The organism is Streptomyces sp. NPDC002896, assembly GCF_040295225.1.
GTDB lineage: Bacteria > Actinomycetota > Actinomycetes > Streptomycetales > Streptomycetaceae > Streptomyces.
The window spans coordinates 1-18141 of sequence record NZ_JBEOVA010000023.1; the positions used below are offsets into that span (position 1 = coordinate 1).

General features: G+C 69.7%; 18 protein-coding genes and 1 pseudogene. 8 read left to right on the forward strand and 11 right to left on the reverse strand.

The features are described 5' to 3' along the window. Nucleotides 1-136 precede the first annotated feature (136 nt). Nucleotides 137-1471, reverse strand: a complete 1335-nt coding sequence (locus ABT009_RS32625; protein WP_351303180.1) for an MFS transporter — start codon at nucleotides 1469-1471, stop codon at nucleotides 137-139. A 56-nt stretch (nucleotides 1472-1527) separates the two neighbouring features. Between ABT009_RS32625 and ABT009_RS32630 the strand changes: the two genes are divergently transcribed. The 5 genes and pseudogenes from ABT009_RS32630 (at nucleotide 1528) to ABT009_RS32650 (ending at nucleotide 4403) form a co-directional block, all read left to right on the forward strand. Next, nucleotides 1528-2508, forward strand: coding sequence for an ArsR family transcriptional regulator (locus tag ABT009_RS32630; protein WP_351303183.1), 981 nt, complete (start codon nucleotides 1528-1530; stop codon nucleotides 2506-2508). 113 nt (nucleotides 2509-2621) lie between these two features. After that, nucleotides 2622-3233 carry a flavin reductase family protein gene (locus ABT009_RS32635; protein WP_351303186.1) on the forward strand — a complete coding sequence of 204 codons (612 nt, stop codon included), beginning with the start codon at nucleotides 2622-2624 and terminating at the stop codon, nucleotides 3231-3233. Nucleotides 3234-3424: 191 nt separating this feature from the next. Continuing rightward, nucleotides 3425-3892, forward strand: a pseudogene (locus ABT009_RS32640) (enoyl-CoA hydratase/isomerase family protein); the annotation flags it as partial. Between the two features lie 19 nt (nucleotides 3893-3911). After that, nucleotides 3912-4241, forward strand: a complete 330-nt coding sequence (locus tag ABT009_RS32645; RefSeq protein ID WP_351303535.1) for a hypothetical protein — start codon at nucleotides 3912-3914, stop codon at nucleotides 4239-4241. An 18-nt stretch (nucleotides 4242-4259) separates the two neighbouring features. Continuing rightward, nucleotides 4260-4403: a hypothetical protein gene (locus ABT009_RS32650; protein ID WP_351303189.1), complete on the forward strand. Its 144-nt coding sequence runs from the start codon at nucleotides 4260-4262 to the stop codon at nucleotides 4401-4403. A 100-nt stretch (nucleotides 4404-4503) separates the two neighbouring features. On the opposite strand, the gene ABT009_RS32655 is transcribed toward ABT009_RS32650, so the two are convergent. Next, nucleotides 4504-5148 carry a MerR family transcriptional regulator gene (locus ABT009_RS32655; RefSeq protein ID WP_351303191.1) on the reverse strand — a complete coding sequence of 215 codons (645 nt, stop codon included), beginning with the start codon at nucleotides 5146-5148 and terminating at the stop codon, nucleotides 4504-4506. A gap of 90 nt (nucleotides 5149-5238) precedes the next feature. Between ABT009_RS32655 and ABT009_RS32660 the strand changes: the two genes are divergently transcribed. Next, a complete protein-coding gene (locus ABT009_RS32660) occupies nucleotides 5239-5772 on the forward strand; it encodes a DUF4188 domain-containing protein (protein WP_351303194.1) in 534 nt (177 codons plus the stop codon). 82 nt (nucleotides 5773-5854) lie between these two features. Here the strand turns inward: ABT009_RS32660 and ABT009_RS32665 are convergent, their stop codons facing one another. From ABT009_RS32665 to ABT009_RS32675, 3 genes are all read right to left on the reverse strand, one after another. Continuing rightward, nucleotides 5855-5998 (reverse strand): hypothetical protein, encoded by a 144-nt coding sequence (locus ABT009_RS32665; protein ID WP_351303197.1) that lies wholly within the window; start codon nucleotides 5996-5998, stop codon nucleotides 5855-5857. A gap of 362 nt (nucleotides 5999-6360) precedes the next feature. After that, nucleotides 6361-6618, reverse strand: a complete 258-nt coding sequence (locus ABT009_RS32670) for a hypothetical protein (protein WP_351303200.1) — start codon at nucleotides 6616-6618, stop codon at nucleotides 6361-6363. Then, a complete protein-coding gene (locus tag ABT009_RS32675; protein ID WP_351303203.1) occupies nucleotides 6615-7433 on the reverse strand; it encodes a phytanoyl-CoA dioxygenase family protein in 819 nt (272 codons plus the stop codon). Before ABT009_RS32675 ends, ABT009_RS32670 begins: the two co-directional genes overlap by 4 nt. Before the next feature lie 73 nt (nucleotides 7434-7506). On the opposite strand from ABT009_RS32675, the gene ABT009_RS32680 reads away from it, so the two are divergent. Continuing rightward, nucleotides 7507-8292: an AraC family transcriptional regulator gene (locus ABT009_RS32680; protein ID WP_351303206.1), complete on the forward strand. Its 786-nt coding sequence runs from the start codon at nucleotides 7507-7509 to the stop codon at nucleotides 8290-8292. 132 nt (nucleotides 8293-8424) lie between these two features. Here the strand turns inward: ABT009_RS32680 and ABT009_RS32685 are convergent, their stop codons facing one another. The 5 genes from ABT009_RS32685 to ABT009_RS32705 form a co-directional block, all read right to left on the reverse strand. Continuing rightward, a complete protein-coding gene (locus tag ABT009_RS32685) occupies nucleotides 8425-8664 on the reverse strand; it encodes a hypothetical protein (RefSeq protein WP_351303208.1) in 240 nt (79 codons plus the stop codon). A gap of 297 nt (nucleotides 8665-8961) precedes the next feature. Beyond that, nucleotides 8962-10899, reverse strand: coding sequence for a hypothetical protein (locus tag ABT009_RS32690; protein ID WP_351303211.1), 1938 nt, complete (start codon nucleotides 10897-10899; stop codon nucleotides 8962-8964). Between the two features lie 162 nt (nucleotides 10900-11061). Continuing rightward, nucleotides 11062-13137 carry a beta-galactosidase gene (locus tag ABT009_RS32695; RefSeq protein ID WP_351303214.1) on the reverse strand — a complete coding sequence of 692 codons (2076 nt, stop codon included), beginning with the start codon at nucleotides 13135-13137 and terminating at the stop codon, nucleotides 11062-11064. Nucleotides 13138-13146: 9 nt separating this feature from the next. Beyond that, nucleotides 13147-13551 carry a hypothetical protein gene (locus ABT009_RS32700; protein ID WP_351303217.1) on the reverse strand — a complete coding sequence of 135 codons (405 nt, stop codon included), beginning with the start codon at nucleotides 13549-13551 and terminating at the stop codon, nucleotides 13147-13149. Further along, the gene (locus ABT009_RS32705; protein ID WP_351303220.1) at nucleotides 13470-13856 is read right to left on the reverse strand and encodes an ATP-binding cassette domain-containing protein; all 387 of its coding nucleotides are present in this window, start codon (nucleotides 13854-13856) and stop codon (nucleotides 13470-13472) included. Before ABT009_RS32705 ends, ABT009_RS32700 begins: the two co-directional genes overlap by 82 nt. 1019 nt (nucleotides 13857-14875) lie before the next feature. Between ABT009_RS32705 and ABT009_RS32710 the strand changes: the two genes are divergently transcribed. Beyond that, nucleotides 14876-15925, forward strand: a complete 1050-nt coding sequence (locus tag ABT009_RS32710; RefSeq protein ID WP_351303223.1) for a LacI family DNA-binding transcriptional regulator — start codon at nucleotides 14876-14878, stop codon at nucleotides 15923-15925. A gap of 666 nt (nucleotides 15926-16591) precedes the next feature. On the opposite strand, the gene amaB is transcribed toward ABT009_RS32710, so the two are convergent. Beyond that, nucleotides 16592-18121 (reverse strand): L-piperidine-6-carboxylate dehydrogenase, encoded by a 1530-nt coding sequence (gene amaB, locus ABT009_RS32715; RefSeq protein WP_351303226.1) that lies wholly within the window; start codon nucleotides 18119-18121, stop codon nucleotides 16592-16594. Nucleotides 18122-18141: the final 20 nt, after the last annotated feature.

The window sequence follows — 18141 nt, forward strand, 5'->3', positions numbered from 1 at the left end:
CTACCCTCATGCACGTCCCGAGCGAAGATCACCCCACCGAGTCGCCACACTCGAACCAATACTCACCTCGATCGATAGAGCAACGGCTTCTAAGCGTTGCTCAGCGTTGGGAGCCGGGCCGCCCGAAAGCCCCTACTCACCCCACCGGCTTCTCAAACTCCCCCCGCCACTCCCCGTCCCGATGCGCCCACCGCACCGCAGGCCGCACCGCGAGCCCCGCCGCCGCGAACAGGACCGCGAGCAGCGCCCACCCCGCCGTACCGTGCTGGACTGCTGTCAGCGTCACCAGTGCCGGACCCGTCATCATGCCCACGGCCTGGCCGGAGCCGAACACCCCCTGGTACACGCCGTGTGCCCGCGCGTCGGCGAGTTCGTAGCCCAGCGTCCAGCCTCCTGCCGCGGACAGGACCTCCGCCAGTACCTGGATCACCGCGCCTGCGGTCAGCGCGACCACCGCCCAGACCGGAGACAGGCCCGCCGACATCGCGTACACCGCGCATGCGGCGGCCAGGAGCAGCCCCGCAAGGCCCATCGCCTTTACTGCGCCCTGCACTTGGGTCGTTCTGCGGGCCGCCCGCACCTGGAGCAGCGCCACCAGCACGCAGTTGACGATCATCAACAGCGCCGCCGTCCAGCGCGGTGCGTCCGTCCGCTCGACGATCCACAGCGGCAGGCCGACTTCGGAGAGCGTGTACTGCACGACCAGTACCGCGTTCAGAATCGTCACCGCCAGGAAGGGAAGATCCCGAACCGCCCGCCAGCGGCTCTCAGCCGCGCTGTCGTCGCCAGCGGCCGGCCCGTCCAAGGAGGTCCCGTCCGCGTGGCGCGCCTCTACCGGCAGTCGCGCCACCAGCAGCGCGGGTGCCGCGAACGTCAGGGCGTTCACCAGAATCACCGTCACATACGCGGCCCGCGAGTCCAGCTGCAGTGCCACCGCACCGAACGCGCCGCCCACGCCCATGGCCACATTGGTGACCATCCGCAGATAGGCGCGGGACTCGACGCGGCTGGCGGCCGGCAGCGCGTCCGCGAACACCGCGCCCATGACGCTCCGGCTCGCCTGTATCAGCCCGGTGGCGAACACCACCGCGATCAGAAAGGCCGGATACGAACCCACGACCGTGTACGCCGCCGTGGCCAGCCCGCACCCGCCCCACAGCAGCGATGCCACGCGCGTGCTGCCCCACCGGTCGGACGCCCGTCCCGCGGGCACGCCGGCCGCCACGCCGACCAGACCGGCGACGGTCATGCCGATGCCGACCGCGGTCGTGTCGAGGCCGACGATGCGGGTGAAGTACAGAACGCCCAACGGGAAGTACAGTCCGTTGCCGAAGGCGTTGAGGAAGGTGAGCAGGGACAGTCGGGGCAGTACGGGTCCGGTGGGCAGCAGCCCGCCCGCACGGGTCGGTGGCCTGCCGGTGTCCTCGCCCTTGGCGTCACCGGTGCCGGAAGTGGCGGTACTCGTCGTCATGCGGTCAGCCAACCCGCTGCCCCGTCGGCCGGGACAATCATTTAGCGTGGCGCTCAATGATTGAGTTCCGATTCGGCGTTGGGGATCTGGCCACCACCTTGTTCGCGTACTCGCCCCTCAATGAGGCGGTGTTCTCGTTGCGCAGCTGGGCGGACCCGCACCGGTTCCCGCACCACCGCCCCTGGTTGCGGCGGCTGCGCCCCGCGTACGAACGGCAGGACACGGAGGTTCTGGGTGCGTTGGTGACGGCGCGCAGCTGGATCCCGGACTTCCTCACGCCGCGCCCGGCCCGCACCAGGGTGTCCTTCGCCGAGGGACTCGAGCAGCTTCGCGCCACGCCTGCCGAAGCCGTCGGTCCCGAATTCGAGCGGGCCTACGCGCGTAAGGACGCAGTGCCGCCCGTCATTGTCCGGGGCCTCGCCCGGCCGGAGGCGCTGCTGGAGCGCATAGCCGCCGCGCTCAGCGCCTACTGGAGCGACTGCCTCGCTCCGGACTGGTGGCCCAGGGCGCAGCCGGTACTCGAGGCCGACCTCGCCCACCGGTCGAAGGTCCTCGCGGAACAGGGCGCCGCCGGTCTCTTCAAGAGCCTCGCCTCGCGCCTGTCCTGGACCGGGGACACCCTGCGACTGATCCATCCGACCGCCCGTGACTGGCCGGAGGCGGACGTCCAAGTCGCGGGCCGCGGCATGGTGCTCGTCCCGACACTCTTCGCCCGCGGCGCGACGACCTCCATCGATCTCACGCTGCCGCCGCTACTACACTACCCGGCCCATGGCCGCGGCACGATCTCCGAGGAACCGCCGCCGGTCACCGACCGCGCCCTGACCCGTCTGCTCGGCCAGGCCCGCGCACGCCTGCTGCTCCTGCTCACGGAGCCGGCGTCCACCACCGAGCTGGCCCACCGGCTGGGCGTGACACCCGGCGCGGTCAGCCAGCATCTCGCCGTGCTCTACGACGCGGGCCTGCTCAGCCGTACCCGCAGCGGACGGATCGTGCGATACGCGCGCACGGCACTGGGCGACGCGCTGTGCCGATGAGCCGCCGGGTGTCGGCGTACCGATGCACGTCCTCAGCCAGCCCTGGGTTCCCGGCTGCGTGAGACCGTCGGACGGCGTGACGCCGCACGAACCGGTCCTGGATACTGGCGATCATGCGCGTCGACTTCGATCCCGAGGCCATGGGCCCCAACCGCTTCTACCGGCTGCTCACCGCGGTGGTGGTACCGCGGCCGATCGCGTGGGTGTCCACGATCTCGAAGGACTCCGTACCGAATCTCGCGCCGCACTCCTTCTTCACCGTCGCCTGCACCAAGCCGCCGATCGTGCAGTTCACGTCGGTGGGGCGCAAGGACTCGTTGCGGAACGTGGAGGAGACCGGGGAGTTCGTCGTCAACTTCTGCTCCGAGCCGCTGTTCGAGCAGGTCAATGCCACGGGCACCGACTTCCCCGCCGATCTCGGGGAGTTCGAGGCGGTCGGCATCGAGCAGGAGCCCAGCCTGCGGGTCAAGCCGCCGCGGGTGGCGGCATCGCCGGTGGCGCTGGAGTGCCGCCTGCACAGCACGCTGTGCCTGGGCGACTCGACGGTCGTATTCGGACGCGTGGTCCACGCCGTGCTGAGCGAGGACGTCATCGTGGACGGCCACCCCGATATCGAGTTGCTGCGTCCGCTCTCGCGCCTGGGCAGGAACGAGTGGGGCACCATGGGCCAGATCAAGGAGATCGCGCGCGTCCCGTACACCGTGTGGCAGCAGAACGGCAGCTGACCCGGCGGCCGCCCCACGCCCTTGAGTTACGCTCCATCACCCCGGCCAGGACCGTGGGCGAACCAGAGGTATTGGCATCCACTCGCCCGTTGGGGCGCAGGACGCGAGTCTTGGTCGCACTTTTGAACCACGCGCGTTCACGATGGCGCCGACGAAGGCCACAGCAGGGCCTCGCGCAGCGGAGGAGTGACATGTCAGTACACGCACCTACAGGCTTGGAGACCATTCGCACGCGCGCCGACCGCGGTGTACTGTACGCGACGTTCGACGCGCCGCCCCTCAACCTCATCGGCCCGGAGCTGGTACGGGACCTGGTGGAGTTGATCCGGGCGCTGGATGCCCCCTCCGACTTCGGGGCAGTGGTGTTCGACAGCGCTGATCCGGACTTCTTCCTGCCGCATGTGGATCTGACGAAGGTCGCCGAGTACACCGCGGAGGCTGCGAAGGCCGGCGGCCCCGGAGACGCATCACTGGGCATGCTGTTCCAGCGGCTGAGCCGGCTGCCGGTGGTCACCATCGGCAAACTGCGCGGCCGGGCGCGAGGAGCGGGCAGCGAGTTCCTGCTCGCCTGCGACGTGCGCTTCGCCTCGCGCGAGCGCGCCGTCCTGGGCCAGCCCGAGGTGGGTTTCGGCGCTTCGCCCGGCGCCGGTGGGGTCCAGCGGCTGGCCCGGCTGATGGGTGTCGGTCGCGCGCTCGAGGTACTCCTCGGCGCCACCCGACGCCGAACTCGACGCCTTCGTCGACCGGTTCGCCCACCGCGTCGCGGGCTTCCCGGCGGACGCCGTCACCGCGACGAAGGCTGCCGTCGCGCACGCGACCGCGCCCGCCGACGAGGAGCTCCGCGCCGCCGCGGTCGTCTTCCAGCACTTCGTGCGCGAGGGAGCCGTGGGCCGGCGCACCGCGCTGCTGTTCCAGCGGGGACTCCAGACGCGCGGCAAGACGGAGCTCGATCTCGGCGAGGTGATGGCCACCCTTCCCGCTGGCCGGTCGCACGACGAGGTGTCCTGACCACCGACGACCGGCACCATGCCTGACCCACGGCATCCGTGCGGGCTCCATCCGGATCCGGTACTCGAACTCGACCCGCCTGCGTGGGAGCAGTTCGAATTCTCCTCGTCGGTGGCGATCGGCTGGTTCGACACGCACCTCAAGACGGCAGTCAAGCGGTGACGCGCACCTGAGGTTCCTGAGCTCCCTGAACATCCGCGTTGGAGCCGCAGGACGTTCAGGGGCGGACCGGTAAGACGCCCTGGCGGGCGCCAGGCCCGGCTCACTCGAAGCCGTACCGCCGCGCCGACTCCTCCTCTTGGGCCAGCCGGTGGAGGGCCTGGAGCATCGGCTCGACGAGGATCGCTCCCAGGACCGCGGCCTCGACCTTCTCGGCCTCCGACGGGTGGGTCTCCACGAAGTCCAGGTCGAGGACAGCCGCCCGGTGCATCAATCGGGCGTAGGACACCAGTAGTTCGGCATCCCAGTCGTAGCCGAGCCGTCGGAACGTGGCGACCGCCACCACCAGCGACCGGTAGGCGGGAGAGATGGTGATCAGGGCCCGGGCGTTCGACCAGCCCAGCGTCTCCAGCAGCCGGTCCACCGCGCGGCGGGCGGCCTGCACGTACTCGTCCTCCGCGTCCGGTTCGGGGACCTGGGGCAACGCCCACAGGGCCGCGCCGAGCCGGATCGTACGGCCGAGGGAGTCGTCGTCGACGTGCCCGAGCACTTCCCGGACCGTCGCCACCGGCACGCGGCCGACCTGGATCATCGCGCGCACCAGACGCAGTCGGCGCAGATGGTCCTCGTCGTACTCGGCAGTGGTCGCGTTGACTTGGCGGCCGGGCACCAACAGCCCTTCGCGCAGGTAGTACTTGATCGTCGCGATGGACACGCCACTGCGCTCGCTCAACTCGGCCAGCCGCATCTCTTGCGCCCCTTCTTGGGAAGTGCCACTATCCAAGCACCGCACAGAAGGATAGTGCCGCTATCCGATCAGGAGATCCGGGGGTCGCCGATGTTCGCGAAGCCGATTCCGGGCCGCACCACCGCCGCAGCAGAAGGTGATGCGGTGGTCCTGCTGATCGGCATGCGTATCAACCACTTCTGGGCGGTGCACCAGTGGCTGCCGGTCATGCTGTCGATGTTTCGCATGCTTGGGGAGCTTGCCAAAGACAGCAGCCGGGGGCTGCTGGGGCGGATCCTGCTCACCGCCTCGCCGCGGACGTACTACGTGGTCCAGTACTGGGAGTCCAAGGAGAAGCTCTACGCGTACGCGGCCTCGCCCGACATGTTCCACCACAAGGTGTGGGCGATCACCAACCGCATGGAGCGTGCGGGCAAGGTGCGGCAGCACGTGGGGCTGTGGCGCGAGGCCTATGTCGTGCCCGAGGGCTCGTACGAGTCGATCTACTTCGACATGCCGCCATTCGGCCTCGCGGCGGCCACGGGGGTGCTGCCGGTCGAGAGCCGCGGACGGCGGGCCGCGGACAGGTTCGCGCACCGCTCGTCCGGGTCGCGCTCGTCCGGGGCGGCTGAAAAGGCCAGGTGACGGGGGAATCGGGGGGAACGAGGAGGGCCTGCCAGGGCATTGAGGCAGGCCCTCCTCGTACGGCTGCACCCGGTCGGCCGGGCTACTTGTGGGACTTGTCGTAGGCGTCCTGGTAGATCTGGAGGAAGCGCTTCAGTCCTAGCTGGTCGAGCTGGCTGACGTACGAGTCCCAGTCGGAGTCCAGTGGCTTCTTCCCGGTGATGAACTGCACGGCGCTCTGTTGCACGAACGTGCCGATGTTCGTTTGGGGTGTCGCGAGTTCGCGTGCCTGCGCCGGCTCGACCTGGCCGAGCCCAGGATCGCCTTGCCCGCGCTGTCCCCCTGCCGCTTCAGGGCGTCCGCGTTCTGGGTGAAGACGCTGCTGTCGATGAGGCCCTCGTCGTAGAGGGACTTGATGTACCGCAGGCCCTCGCGCCAGCCTGCCTTGTTGGCCTGGATGTCGGCCTTGCCGTGGTTGAGGACGAGGGTGGGGTTGGTGTCGGGGGTGGCGTTGCCGAAGGGTGTGTAGATGAACGGGTGTGAGACGCCTTCGGCGCCCCCCGGCCGGAGCCGTACCCCGGCGGCCAGCCCGGCCGCCGGTGGTTTCGGCTACAGCTTCTCGAAGAAGAACTCGTGCTTGAGGAAGGAGGTGTCGTACTCGTGGCCAGGGTGAGGCGGGATCAGCTGAGAGGCCTGGAACAGGCGCCAGCCGTCCTGCAGCGCGGCGAGGCCCGTCTTGTACGGCGGCTCATCGCCGTCGCCGGTCGTCGGGTGCGTGTTGCCGGTGCCGTCGTAGCGGGACCAGCCCACCACGTCGGAGTCGAGTGCCGAAGAGGCGAGGTACAGCACCAGGACCTGCTGGTTCATGCGTGGCTCCTGAGGGCGGGCCGGTTGTTGACGCGAGTGACCCAGTAGTCGATGTCGAACGTGTCGTCTCCGGTGAGCGCACGCCACAGCAGCACCCGGTTGTGGATCTCCAGCCGGGCGGTGGCGTGCTCGTACCACGGGAAGTACGTGTTGAGCTCCGCTGTGACGGCGGGGTCGTGCAGGTCGGATGTGTCCCAGAGACGGACCTGGGGCACGGTCGGGTTGAAGCGGATCTTGTACATGTAGCGCCGTCGTCCGGTGTCGTTGCGGCGCCCGCTGTGCCAGATCCCGTGGTGCACCAGGACGACGGTGCCGGCCGGGCAGGTCAGCCGGGTCTGCCCGCGCAGGTTCTGGACGCGCCCGACGTCGGTCTCGTTGATGCGGCGCAGATGGCTCCCCGGCACGCTGAGGGTGCCACCCATGTCGGGGGTCACTTCGCGGGGGTAGTACATGAGTTGGACGTCGAAGGCGTCGGGCCGTACGTCGATGATCGCGTCCCCGTGGAGATCCTGGGCGCTGCCCTCGCGCGGCTCGCGTACGTGCACCGCGTGGTGATCGACCGTCGGATCCGGGCCGACCAGGCTCTCCAGGGCCCCGGCCACGGCGGGGAGGGCGAGCAGGCGGTGGATGAAGGTGTCCCCTTGGAACGCCTTGGCCAGCGGAGTGCCGTACGGCACCGCGGGTATCCCCGTGGACAGGGTCGCGATGGCGTCGTCGTTCAGCTCCTGCGGCACGACCCCGTCCAGACGCAGGAAGCCCTGCGCCACCAAGCGCGCCACCTGGACCGACGTGAGCAGCTGTTTGGTGGTTGGCATGCGGCAAACGTAGAGCGCCGGCCCTTTGCAGTCGTGGGTTGCAATCGCCGACTACTGGTAAATTTCCGCCGCTATGAAGAGTGTGTCCCTGCTGCTGGACGAACCGCCCGAGGTGGTGAACGCCGGTGTCGGCGTCCACGGCGTCTCCACCGCGTATGAGGTCTTCCGGCTGCCCGACCTGTGGCAACTACACCTGTACAGCTACGTGGGCGAGCTTTCCGTCGGGGACGCCGTCCACGCCATCCGGCCCGGTCATATCAGCCTCGTCCCGCCGGACACCGAGGTGCGGTTCCACTACCGCGGCAGGTCGGAGCACCTGTACGCCCATCTGCGCCTGCCCGGCTCCGGCGCGCCGCACACCGTGCCGCTGATGCAGGATGCCGCGGCCGAGGGGGCGTTGCTGGCCGGCCTGCTCAGGCACGCGGTCGCCGCCATGCCGGTGTCGCCGACACGAGCCTCCGCCGAGGTCTGGGCGGTGCTCTGGCACATCACCCAGCTGACCGCTGCCGAACAGCCTGGGCGGCAGCACCCCGTCGTGGCCGCGGCCCAGGCGTACATCGAGGAGCATCTGGCCGCTCCGCTTTCCGTTCCCGGCATCGCTCGCGCGGCCGGGGTCTCGCATACGCATCTGACCCGCCTGTTCCGCGCCGAAACCAGCCTTACGGTCGTCGCCTATGTCCGCCGTCGGCGGCTGGAGCGCGCCCGCCATCTCCTGCAGGCCTCCACCCTGCCCATCCCCGCCGTCGCCGCCGCGGTGGGCATCGCCGATCTGCAGGCGTTCAACAAGGCCTGCCGCCGCGAACTGGGCGCGGGACCGCGCGCCGTCCGCGCCGCCGGCGTCCGGGTGGCGCGGGGATGAACGCACCGCCTCACCACGGCAGCATCGCAGGGCGCCGCTTCGGGTCTCGGCGCGGCCGTACGGTACTGGAATGCTCGGAGGGAACCGACGACCGCGTGCCCGCTGCGGCGTCAGCCGGTCGAAGAGCACGTCCTAATTGAGACAGTCGAAGATTTCGACCATGGCCGTGCCGGCGTTCGCGTTGGGCTTCTGGATCGGCTGCGGCTTGAGGTCGTTGACCCGGCGGTAGTACTCGGCTACACGCTTCTCGGTCGGCGACAGCTCCGGCTCGATCGCGGTGAGTACGTCGGCGTTGGCGGGCACGCCACGGTCGAACTTTTCGAGCGCGTCGAGCTGGTTGACCGAGATGACCCCGAGGCCGGCCTTGTGCACGGGAGCGGAGACTGCTCGATGGCGGCGCCGGCGGAGGCGTCCTCGATCGCAGCCTCGACGCTCGGCGTGCCGCCGCTGTCGCGCAGCTTGCGGACGAACTCCCAGTACTTTGCGGCCGTCTGCGCGGTGACGCCGATGGCGCTGCCGTCCTTGGCAAACCAGTCCTCGCCGTGCTGGCGCAGCCAGATGCCCATCATCTGGCCGTCGACGGGAAGCTGGCTGCCGGCCACCTCGGGCGTCGCCTTGGACACGGCTGCAGCGGTCTGCACGCCGCTCTTGGCCGATTCGGCTCTTGGTCTATGCGGCTTGTTCCTGGGCCTGCAGCCACAGGAGAAGGTGCCAGTCCTGGTCGTTGGCGAGGGGGTCGGCGGTGTGCGCGGCCCTGCCGTCGACGGCGGAGGGCATGACGAACGCGCAGGTGGCGGAGCCGTCCTCGCGGTAGTTGGCCATGTTGGCGCGCAGGATCGCCTCCGCGAGATGGTCGGTGTGCGGGGTGCGCAGCGTGGCCGGCAGGCGTAGGAGGGTGGTGGCGGTCAGAGTGCTCCAGTAGTGGGGGAAGACGTCTCCCCACAGCCGGTCGGTGCCGAACCAGAAGCCGTCCCAGTGCCGGATCGCGACACCGTGGAGGCGGGCGTGGGGCTGCGGGCCGCCGAAGGCCAGCAGCCAGGGCAGCCGCTCGGCGATGGCGTCGTGGAAGACGGGGTCGCCGGTCAAGGTGTGGGCGTCGCTGAGGAGGTCCAGCAGGGGGGCGACGATGGACTGCTCGTAGTTGACCTCGTGTGCGGGCAGCTGCTTGCCCATTCGTACGAACTGCCGGGCGCCGTCGAGTAGTTGGTCCCGTAGGGCTTGGGCCCGGTCGGTCTTTCCGGTGGCGTCCAGGCTGTCGCAGATGGCCAGTGTCGTCGGGGAGAGGCGGATGGACAGGTGCTTGGCACCGCCGAGTTCGAAACTGCGCTCGATGATGCGGGCGGCGCGGTCGAGGTCCTCTTCCCTGCCGTGGGCGCGGTGCCGGTCGTGGAAGAACTGGGCCAGCCACGGCGTGTCGTACAACCGGAGTTGGTGCTCCTGGGAGCCGCGTCGCGGGGCGTTGCTCTCGTCGAGCAGATAACGGCAGGCGAACTGGGACCAGCCCTCCAGCAGCGGGTCGGTCTCGTCCGGGTCCGCGAGGCCGCGGGCGGCGGCGGCCTGGAGCAGCAGCGGCATCGCGAGCCGCTCGGAGCCGTCCGTCCAGTCCTGCCAGCCGTTGGTGGTCTGGGTCAGGCCGGTCCGGGTGTCCACCGGTACGAAGGCGTGGGCGAGCAGGCCAGGCCGCTCACGGGCCAGTTGATGCTGCGCGATGTACGCGACCCGGCGCCGTACCATCTCCTCCAGCGGCAGGTGGAACAGGACCTCGGTGCGGGCGCCGTCCCCGATGTCCAGCGTGTAGCTGCCGTGGCGGGAGGCCTGCACCCGGTACCGGCCATCGGCCTCGACCTCCACCTTCACACCGGAGTCCGGGCTGCTCACCGAGGGCGCCTCGATGACGATCGGCTCCCTCAGCTCGGCGGCGTAGGCGGAGAACACAGCCGGCGCCGTGGTCGCGGCGGTGAAGTCCTCGACCGACGCGTACCAGCCGAGCTCCCACTCCAGAGTCGTCGACTCCCCCGGCCCCAGGTGGAGCACTGGCTGGCCGCCAAACGCTTCAGGATTGCGCGCCTGGTCGGTGACCAGCAGGACCAGGTGACCGCGGACATGGGAATTCGACCTCTGGTTGCGCGACTCCACCGAGTACGCCCGCACGGCCCCCTCCCGCACGATCAGGCCCAGACACCGGCCTTGCCCGGACATCGGCTGGGCCAGCGCCCACGCCCACGTTCCGCCGGTGAACAGGTGCGCGTGCACCGCCTGGTCCAGGGACTTCTCGGCCGTGTCGTAGAGGTCGGCGAAGGGAGTCTGAACACCCAGCCCTGTGATCGTCAGCGGCTCCTGCGCACTGTTCACGACCGTGTACCGCTCACGCATCACGTCCGCGTGCACGGAGCGCCGCACCTCGACGCGAACCCCCGCAAGCGGCGTGTGCACCGCCTCTATCACCCCCTTCGCCACCCGCAGTTCGGCGGGGGTGTGCCAGCGGGCGCCGCCCCGGTCCGTGGCCAGGTGCCCCGAACCCCACTGGTGCTCCACCGAGTGCCACACGGTGACATCAGTGTCGAGCAGGAACCGGCGGGCCCGGTCCTGCTCATCCACGAACTGCACGGGGGCGCCCGTAACCGGGTCGAGCGCCGCATACCCGGAACCAAAAACGAGAACATCCGGAACATGAACATCAACAGGCAGCAACGGAATGGACCTTTCAGTACGCCGTAGCCGTTCACAGGGGCTACTGCGGCAAAGTGGCGGGACGAGGCACTGGGAAGCTCATGGCTCACTGTGGAGGCCGTCGCGCAGGACCGCCGCGCCGAACGGTGGCAGGGGCAGGCGGCCGTCGACGGCTGCGGGGGCGTCGGGATCCAGGACGTCGACCGGCCTCGACGTGGTGGGGCCGAGGTCGATGGTCACCTCGTCGGTGGTGTGGTTGAGCAGGAAGAGGTGGTCGGTGCCGTCGGCGGCGCGGCGCCGGACGGCTTCGACGCCGTCAGGGGTGTCCATGACGGGGGCGACGCCAGCGCCGGTGACGCAGTCGAGGACGATGCGGCGCATGGTCTGCTGGTCGGGTGAGGTGCCGAGGTAGGTGGCGGTGCCGGTGCCGAAGCGGTGCCGGGTGGCGGCCGGGCGGCCCTTGAGTTCGCCCTCGGTGTAGACGGCCAGTGGCTCGGCGCCGTCGACTTCGATGACGTCCTGCCAGTCGGTGGCGGTGCCGGTGTGTCCGGCGTGCTGCAGGCCGTGGATTGCCCCCGGCTGCAGGGGGTTGAACTCGTCGATGGTGATGCCGAGCAGGTCACGGAAGGCGCCGGGATGGGCGCCGGGCCGTACCCGGTCGTACTCGTCGACGATGCCGGAGAAGTACGACATCAGCAGATGCCCACCGGCCCGCACGTACGCGGTGATGTTGTCGGCGCCGGCGTCGTCCACCAGGTAGAGGTTGGGCACGACGACCAGCCGGTAGCGGCTGAGGTCGGCGTGCGGGTGGACGAAGTCGACGGGGACGTTGGCGCCCCACAGCGGCCGGTAATGATCCAGGACCCGGGCGGTGAAGCGCACGTCGCTGGAGGGGTGGTCGGGGCCTTCCAGTGCCCACCAGTTGTCGTAGTCCCACACCACGGCCACCTCCGCCGGGTCGCAGGTCCCCCCGCTCAGCTCTACCAGTTGCGCCACGTCCTGGCCCAGGGCGACCACCTCGCGCCAGGTGCGGGTGCGGGTGCCGCCGTGCGGGACCATGGCCGAGTGGAACCGCTCGGCGCCGGCCCGGGAGGCGCGCCACTGGAAGAACATCACCGAGTCCGCGCCCCGGGCCACCGCCTGCAGCGAGCGCACCCGCAGCTGTCCCGCGGGGCGGGGCGAGTTGCGGCCGCCGGTGAGGTTGTTGCCGGTGGCCGACTCAAGCATCAGCCACGGCTTGCCCCCGCGCAGTGAGCGCATGAGGTCGAAGTTGTAGGCCGCCAGCAGCTGGCCTTCTGGGTCCCATGGCTTGGCGTAGATGTCGATCGAGACGACGTCTTCCTCAGCGGCCCAGCGCCAGTAGTCCAGGTTCTTGAAGGACCCCATGAAGTTGGTGGTGATGGGCAGGTGGGGGGTGTGGCGGCGGATGATGTCGCGTTCGGCGGTGTAACACTCCAGCGATGCCGCGTGGGAGAAGCGGTGGAAGTCCAGCACCTGGCCGGGGTTGGGACCCGACACCAGACGACTCCGGGGAGCGGGGGTGGCGACGTGGTCGAAGGAGTCGTAGCGCTGGCCCCAGAAGGCGGTGCCCCATGCGTCGTTGAGGGCGTCGATGGTGCCGTAGCGGTGGGCTAGCCAGCGACGGAAATGCGCGACGGAGACCGGGCAGTGACAGCCGAACCCGATGTACTCGTTGCCGACATGCCACATGGCCAGTGCGGGGTGGGAGGCGTAGCGCTCGGCCAGCCGTTCGGTGATCCGCGCCGCGTAGTGCCGGAAGACTGGTGAGGACTGGCAATAGTGGCAACGGGCACCGAAGGCGACCCTGCGGCCCTCGCCATCCACCGGCAGCGTCTCGGGATGCTCATGGGCCAGCCAGGACGGCGGCGCCGCGGTGGGCGTGGCCAGATCGACGCTCACTCCCGCCTCGGCCAGCAGGTCCATCACCTCGTCCAGCCAGCCGAACTCGAAGACACCGGGCCTGGGCTCCAGCAGGCCCCAGGAGAACACGCCCACGGTGACGAGGTTCACCCCGGCCTCGCGCATCAGACGGATGTCTTCCCGCCAGGTGTCGGCCGACCACTGCTCGGGGTTGTAGTCGCCGCCGTACGCCAGGCCCTGCAGTCGTTGCCGCAGGCCGGCCAGGCGTTCGTCGGCGAGATCGGGACGGGACATGGATGCTCCTTACAAGTCCTTCAGGTTGGTACGTACATCGAGCGCGAAGCACGGGATGGGTTGGCGGCCGGTCGGATGATCAGCGCAGCGGGCGATGGCGACGCGCTGCTGCTGCCCTCCGGAGAGGGTGTCGGTGGACTTGGTCCAGCAGCCACGACTGCTGACACACGACGGAGACCCATTGATGACTGCGATAGCCGTCGAGAACCTGGTGAGGGGAACAGGTGCAGGGGTGATGCCGAGGACGAGGAAGGTTGCCGTCGGCTCCTCGGGCTGCGGCAAGTCCACCCTGCTGAAGCCTGGTGTCCGCAGCCGCACCACGGTCTCGCCGATCAGCGCCTCGACGTCGGTGATCTCGCCCTTGAGTCCGTCGCCGGCGCTGATCCGGAACGATCCCGGCGGCGGTCCGACCACCCCTGGCCGCCCTCCAGCCCGGCGAGCGAGGCCCGCCAGTGTTCCGGCAGTTCGACCAGGGTGTCCTCGATCTCCACCGAGAAGATCGGGCCGTTCTCGCGTATGCGCCCGGGCAGCAGGTTCATGGGGGGCGAGCCGATGAACGAGGCCACGAACATGTTGGCCGGATTCTCGGCGAGTTCGGTCGCGGGACCGATCTGCTGCACCTGCCCGCGCGCGATGACCGCGACCCGGTCGCCCATCGCGAACGCCTCCGTCTGGTCATGGGTGACGTAGACGGTCGGTTTCCCCTTGTCGCGGTGCATCGCGAGGATGTCGCGGCGCACTGTCACCCAGCCGCTTGACCAGGTCACGCACCTCAAGACCAGGCATCCGAAACCTCCGTCGTACGGGGACGATCGAGCTCTGGGCGGCAAGGTACGCAGCGCCCGGCCCAATCAGGAAGATCTATGACAAACACGAAAATTTCGCTCGCTGTCCGGGGTGAGCAGCGGTGCCCGTGCGGCGGATCGCCGGTACACCGTCGGCCACACTCGCGGTGGTCCGCATGCGCAGGTGGGCCAACTCCCTGGCCCACGCGGCTGGGGCGAGCGCTGAACAGCGTTGCTCTCGCCCCTGGGCTCGTCAATCCCCTGAGCGTAATTTTCTGTGTGAATGTGTGCGGGACCCGATCCACGAGGGTTCGGATTTGGGGGTTCCAGGTGTCCGCCCCATGCCGGTCACACATCCCAGCACTTCGGCGCGTCCGGCGAGGCATCCTCCCAGGGGCGGCGGGATTGTGGCCGATGACCTGGGATTTTCCATCTTGAGCAGATCCACGGCAGCCGACCGTCCGGCCGTCGCGGGTCGAACCGGGACCCAAGAGCCTTGTGTGATCGATAACTTGCCTTCTACAGTCTGACGCACCACGTCCCGAGGAGCTTCCGCGATGCCTTCTCCTTCCGCGCTGACGCGCGGGGGCCACTGTGGAGCAGACCCACCTGTGCGGCCACCGCGACGAAGACGGGGTCCACACCCCGCCTCCGGCCTCCCCACCACCCGCGCCGCACAACTCGGCCCTGTGTGCTTTGGGTTCCGGTCCGCCGAGTTGCCCGAGGAGACAGCGTGACGATCACGCCCTGCCACCGGCCGATGCCGCGGCGCAGCCGGCGGCCGTCTCCTGGACGCCGCGTCGGGCGGCCCGGCGGTCACCCGGCGTCCACCTCGCGCACCGGCGCCGAGCCGGCGCCCGTTGGGGAAGCCGGCACTCGGCGAATGCCAGTGGCCTTCCGGCCCATAGACTGGTCAGCGACGGATCGGAACGTGCATACGAGGGGTTGCGCACATGGTCGAGAAGCCCTCGGCACCCCCGCGAGCCCAAGGGAAACGCCCGACGATCTACGAGGTAGCCCGGCTTGCCGGGGTATCGCACCAGACCGTGTCCCGCTTCCTGCGCAAGGACCCGACGATCCGGCCGGACACGGCCCGCAAAGTCGCCAAGGCCGTCGCCGAACTCGGCTACCGGCCCAACCTCGCGGCCAGGACGATGCGCACCCGCCGGTCGAACCGGATCGCCGTCATCATCCCCACCTCCGCAGACCGCTTCCCGCTGGGCCTCCTCAACGGCGCCGCCGCGGCGGCACGCGAAGCCGGTTACCTGCTCGACGTGGTCGGCCTCGAAGGCGACGCCGCCGCCCGCGCCGCCCGGCTGGAGGCGCTGCTGCAGCTGGACAGCACCGACGGCATCGTGTCCTTCACGTCGCTGGCGGAGAGCGCCGGCGGTCCGGCGCTGGCGGACTTCCCGGTGCCGATCGTCGTCGACGGCGTGTACGACGACAATCTGCGCTCGACCGGTGCGTTCGCCGACGCGTCGATGGCCGCTGACCTCCTGCGGCATCTGGCCGACCGCGGCCACCGCCGCTTCGTGCACGTCGCCGGTCACCCCGAGTGGGCCTCGGCACAGGCCCGGCGGGCGGTGTACGAGGCGACGATCGCCGACCTCGGGCTCGAGTCCTGTGCGGTGGTCGAGGGCGACTGGACCCCGCAGTCCGGCTGGAAGGCGGCGACCCAGGTCATCGCGGGCTCCGGGGCGACGGCCGTGTTCGCCGCCTCCGACCCGGTGGCGTTCGGCGTCATCTTCGGCCTGCAGAGCCTGGGCATCAAAGTGCCGCGTGACGTCAGCGTGTTCGGCTGGGACGACGATCAGCTGAGCCGCTGCTTCCGGCCGACCCTCACCACCGTCGCCGTGGACCGCGAACGCCAGGGACGCGAGGCCGTGCGCCGGCTACTGGCCCTGCTGAACGGTGAGCCCCCCGTCAGGCCGCTGGAGGCAGCCGAACTCAACCGCATCATCCTGCGCGACTCCACGGGGCCCGCTCCCAAGCGCGTCGTCTGAACAGGGTTTCAGCACTCTGAAGACGCGCGGCACCCATTGATCGAGCCGGGCGCCGAAGTCCGCCGCTGAAGCGATTTCAGAGGCCGAAAGCGCGCCGGCGTCGTCAAGGCCGGCGACGAAGTCGACGTCAGCCCAGCCGCCCCGGAACAAGACCACGGACAACTCGGCCTCCGCCGGACCGGAGATGAGCACACCGATCGCTTCCGGGTCATGCACCTGCGCTCTGTCCGTCTCCAGCGGCTGAGGCCACGAAGTGGCTGCGTCCCTCCAGGTCACCGGCCCTACCTTGAGGCCGGCCAACAGCCAGCGGGCAGTCCGCTCAGCCACCACGGCAGCCGCCTCGTCGAGATCAACGACTCTGTCCATGAGGGGGATGATCCCTCATGCCCAACCATCGACGACTCCCTCGAACGAGCCTGGCTCGCGGCGGCGCCCCGCGCCAGCTGTCCACTGGTCCGCCTGATAAGAGCCCACTCACACCCACGGCCTTCGCACGGTCCCCGTCCCCATGCCTGACTCAGCACGGCGCAGGATCGTGCGAAGGCCGCTTAGATACCCGGTGAACAGGGCTCTCAAGTTCGAGACTCGTTCGTCCCTGGAAGGTACAGAACAAGCTCAGGTCCGGGGCGGGGCGGTCGGTTCCGCAGAGCGGGTGAGGGTGCGCGTCTAGAGGAAGTTGACATTCTGGGCGAGGGCGAGGCGGCTCGAGTAGTTGATGGTGTTGGTGGCCGAGCGCATGTAGGCGCGCCAGGCGTCGGAGCCGGACTCGCGGCCGCCGCCGGTCTCCTTCTCGCCGCCGAAGGCGCCGCCGATCTCGGCGCCGGAGGTGCCGATGTTGACGTTGGCGATGCCGCAGTCGGAGCCTTCCGCGGACAGGAAGAGTTCGGCTTCCTGCTGGTCGCGGGTGAAGATGCTCGAGGACAGGCCCTGCGGGACGTCGTTGTGCAGGGCGATGGCCTCGTCGAACGTGTCGTACGTCAGCACGTAGAGGATCGGGGCGAAGGTCTCTTCCCGTACGACGTCGGTCTGCTCGTCGACGCGGACGATGGCCGGCTCGACATAGGCGGCGTGGGGCGCTGCGTCGGCCAGGCGCCGGTTGCCGCCCGCGAGGATCTTGCCGCCCTGCGCCTGTGCTCGGGTGAGGGCGTCGTGCATGCCGTCGAGGGCCTTGGTGGAGATGAGCGGTCCGACGAGGGTGTTCTCGTCGAAGGGGTCGCCGATGGGGAGCTTGGCGTACGCGGCCGTCAGGCGCGCGATCAAGGTGTCGGCGATGTCGCGGTGGACGATCAGGCGGCGCAAGGTCGTACAGCGCTGTCCTGCCGTGCCGGCGGCGGCGAAGACGATGCCCTGTACGGCGAGGTCGAGGTCGGCGGAGGGTGCGACGACGGCGGCGTTGTTGCCGCCGAGCTCCAGCAGGCTGCGCCCGAAGCGGGCCGCGACGCGGGGGCCGACCTCGCGGCCCATGCGCGTGGAGCCGGTCGCGCTGATGAGCGCGACGCGCGGGTCGTCCACGAGCTTCTCGCCGATGATGCGGTCGCCGAGGAGGAGACGGTGTACGTCGCGGGGCGCGCCGACCTCTTCTGCGGCCTGCGCCAGTAGCCGGTCACAGGCCAGGGAGATGAGCGGGGTGAGTTCGGAAGGCTTCCAGATCACGGTGTCGCCGCAGGCCAGGGCCACGGCGGTGTTCCACGACCATACGGCGGCGGGGAAGTTGAACGCGGAGATGACGCCGACGACACCGAGCGGGTGCCAGGTCTCGGCGAGGCGGTGGCCAGGGCGCTCGGAGGCGATGGTTCGGCCGTAGAGCTGGCGGGACAGGCCCACCGCGAAATCACAGATGTCGATCATCTCCTGGACCTCGCCGAGCGCCTCCGAGCGGATCTTGCCCGCTTCGATGGTGATGAGGTCGGCCAGGTCGTTCTTGTGCTCGCGCAGCAACTCGCCCAGGCGGCGGACGAGTTCGCCGCGCTGAGGGGCCGGTGTGGTGCGCCAGGTGAGGAAGGCCTCGCGGGTGGCGCTGACGGCCTCCTCGGTGTCCGCGACGGTCGCGGCCGTCAGGCCGAAGAGGTTCTCGCCGGTGAGGGGCGTGCGGGCGTGGAAGTCGGTGCCTTCCTGGACGGTGACGCCGATGCGCTCCAGGCCGGCGCGGGCACGGGCGCGCAGGTCCTCGGTGGTGGACAGCGTGGTGCTGGTCATGATGCTCCCTTGGGGGTTGA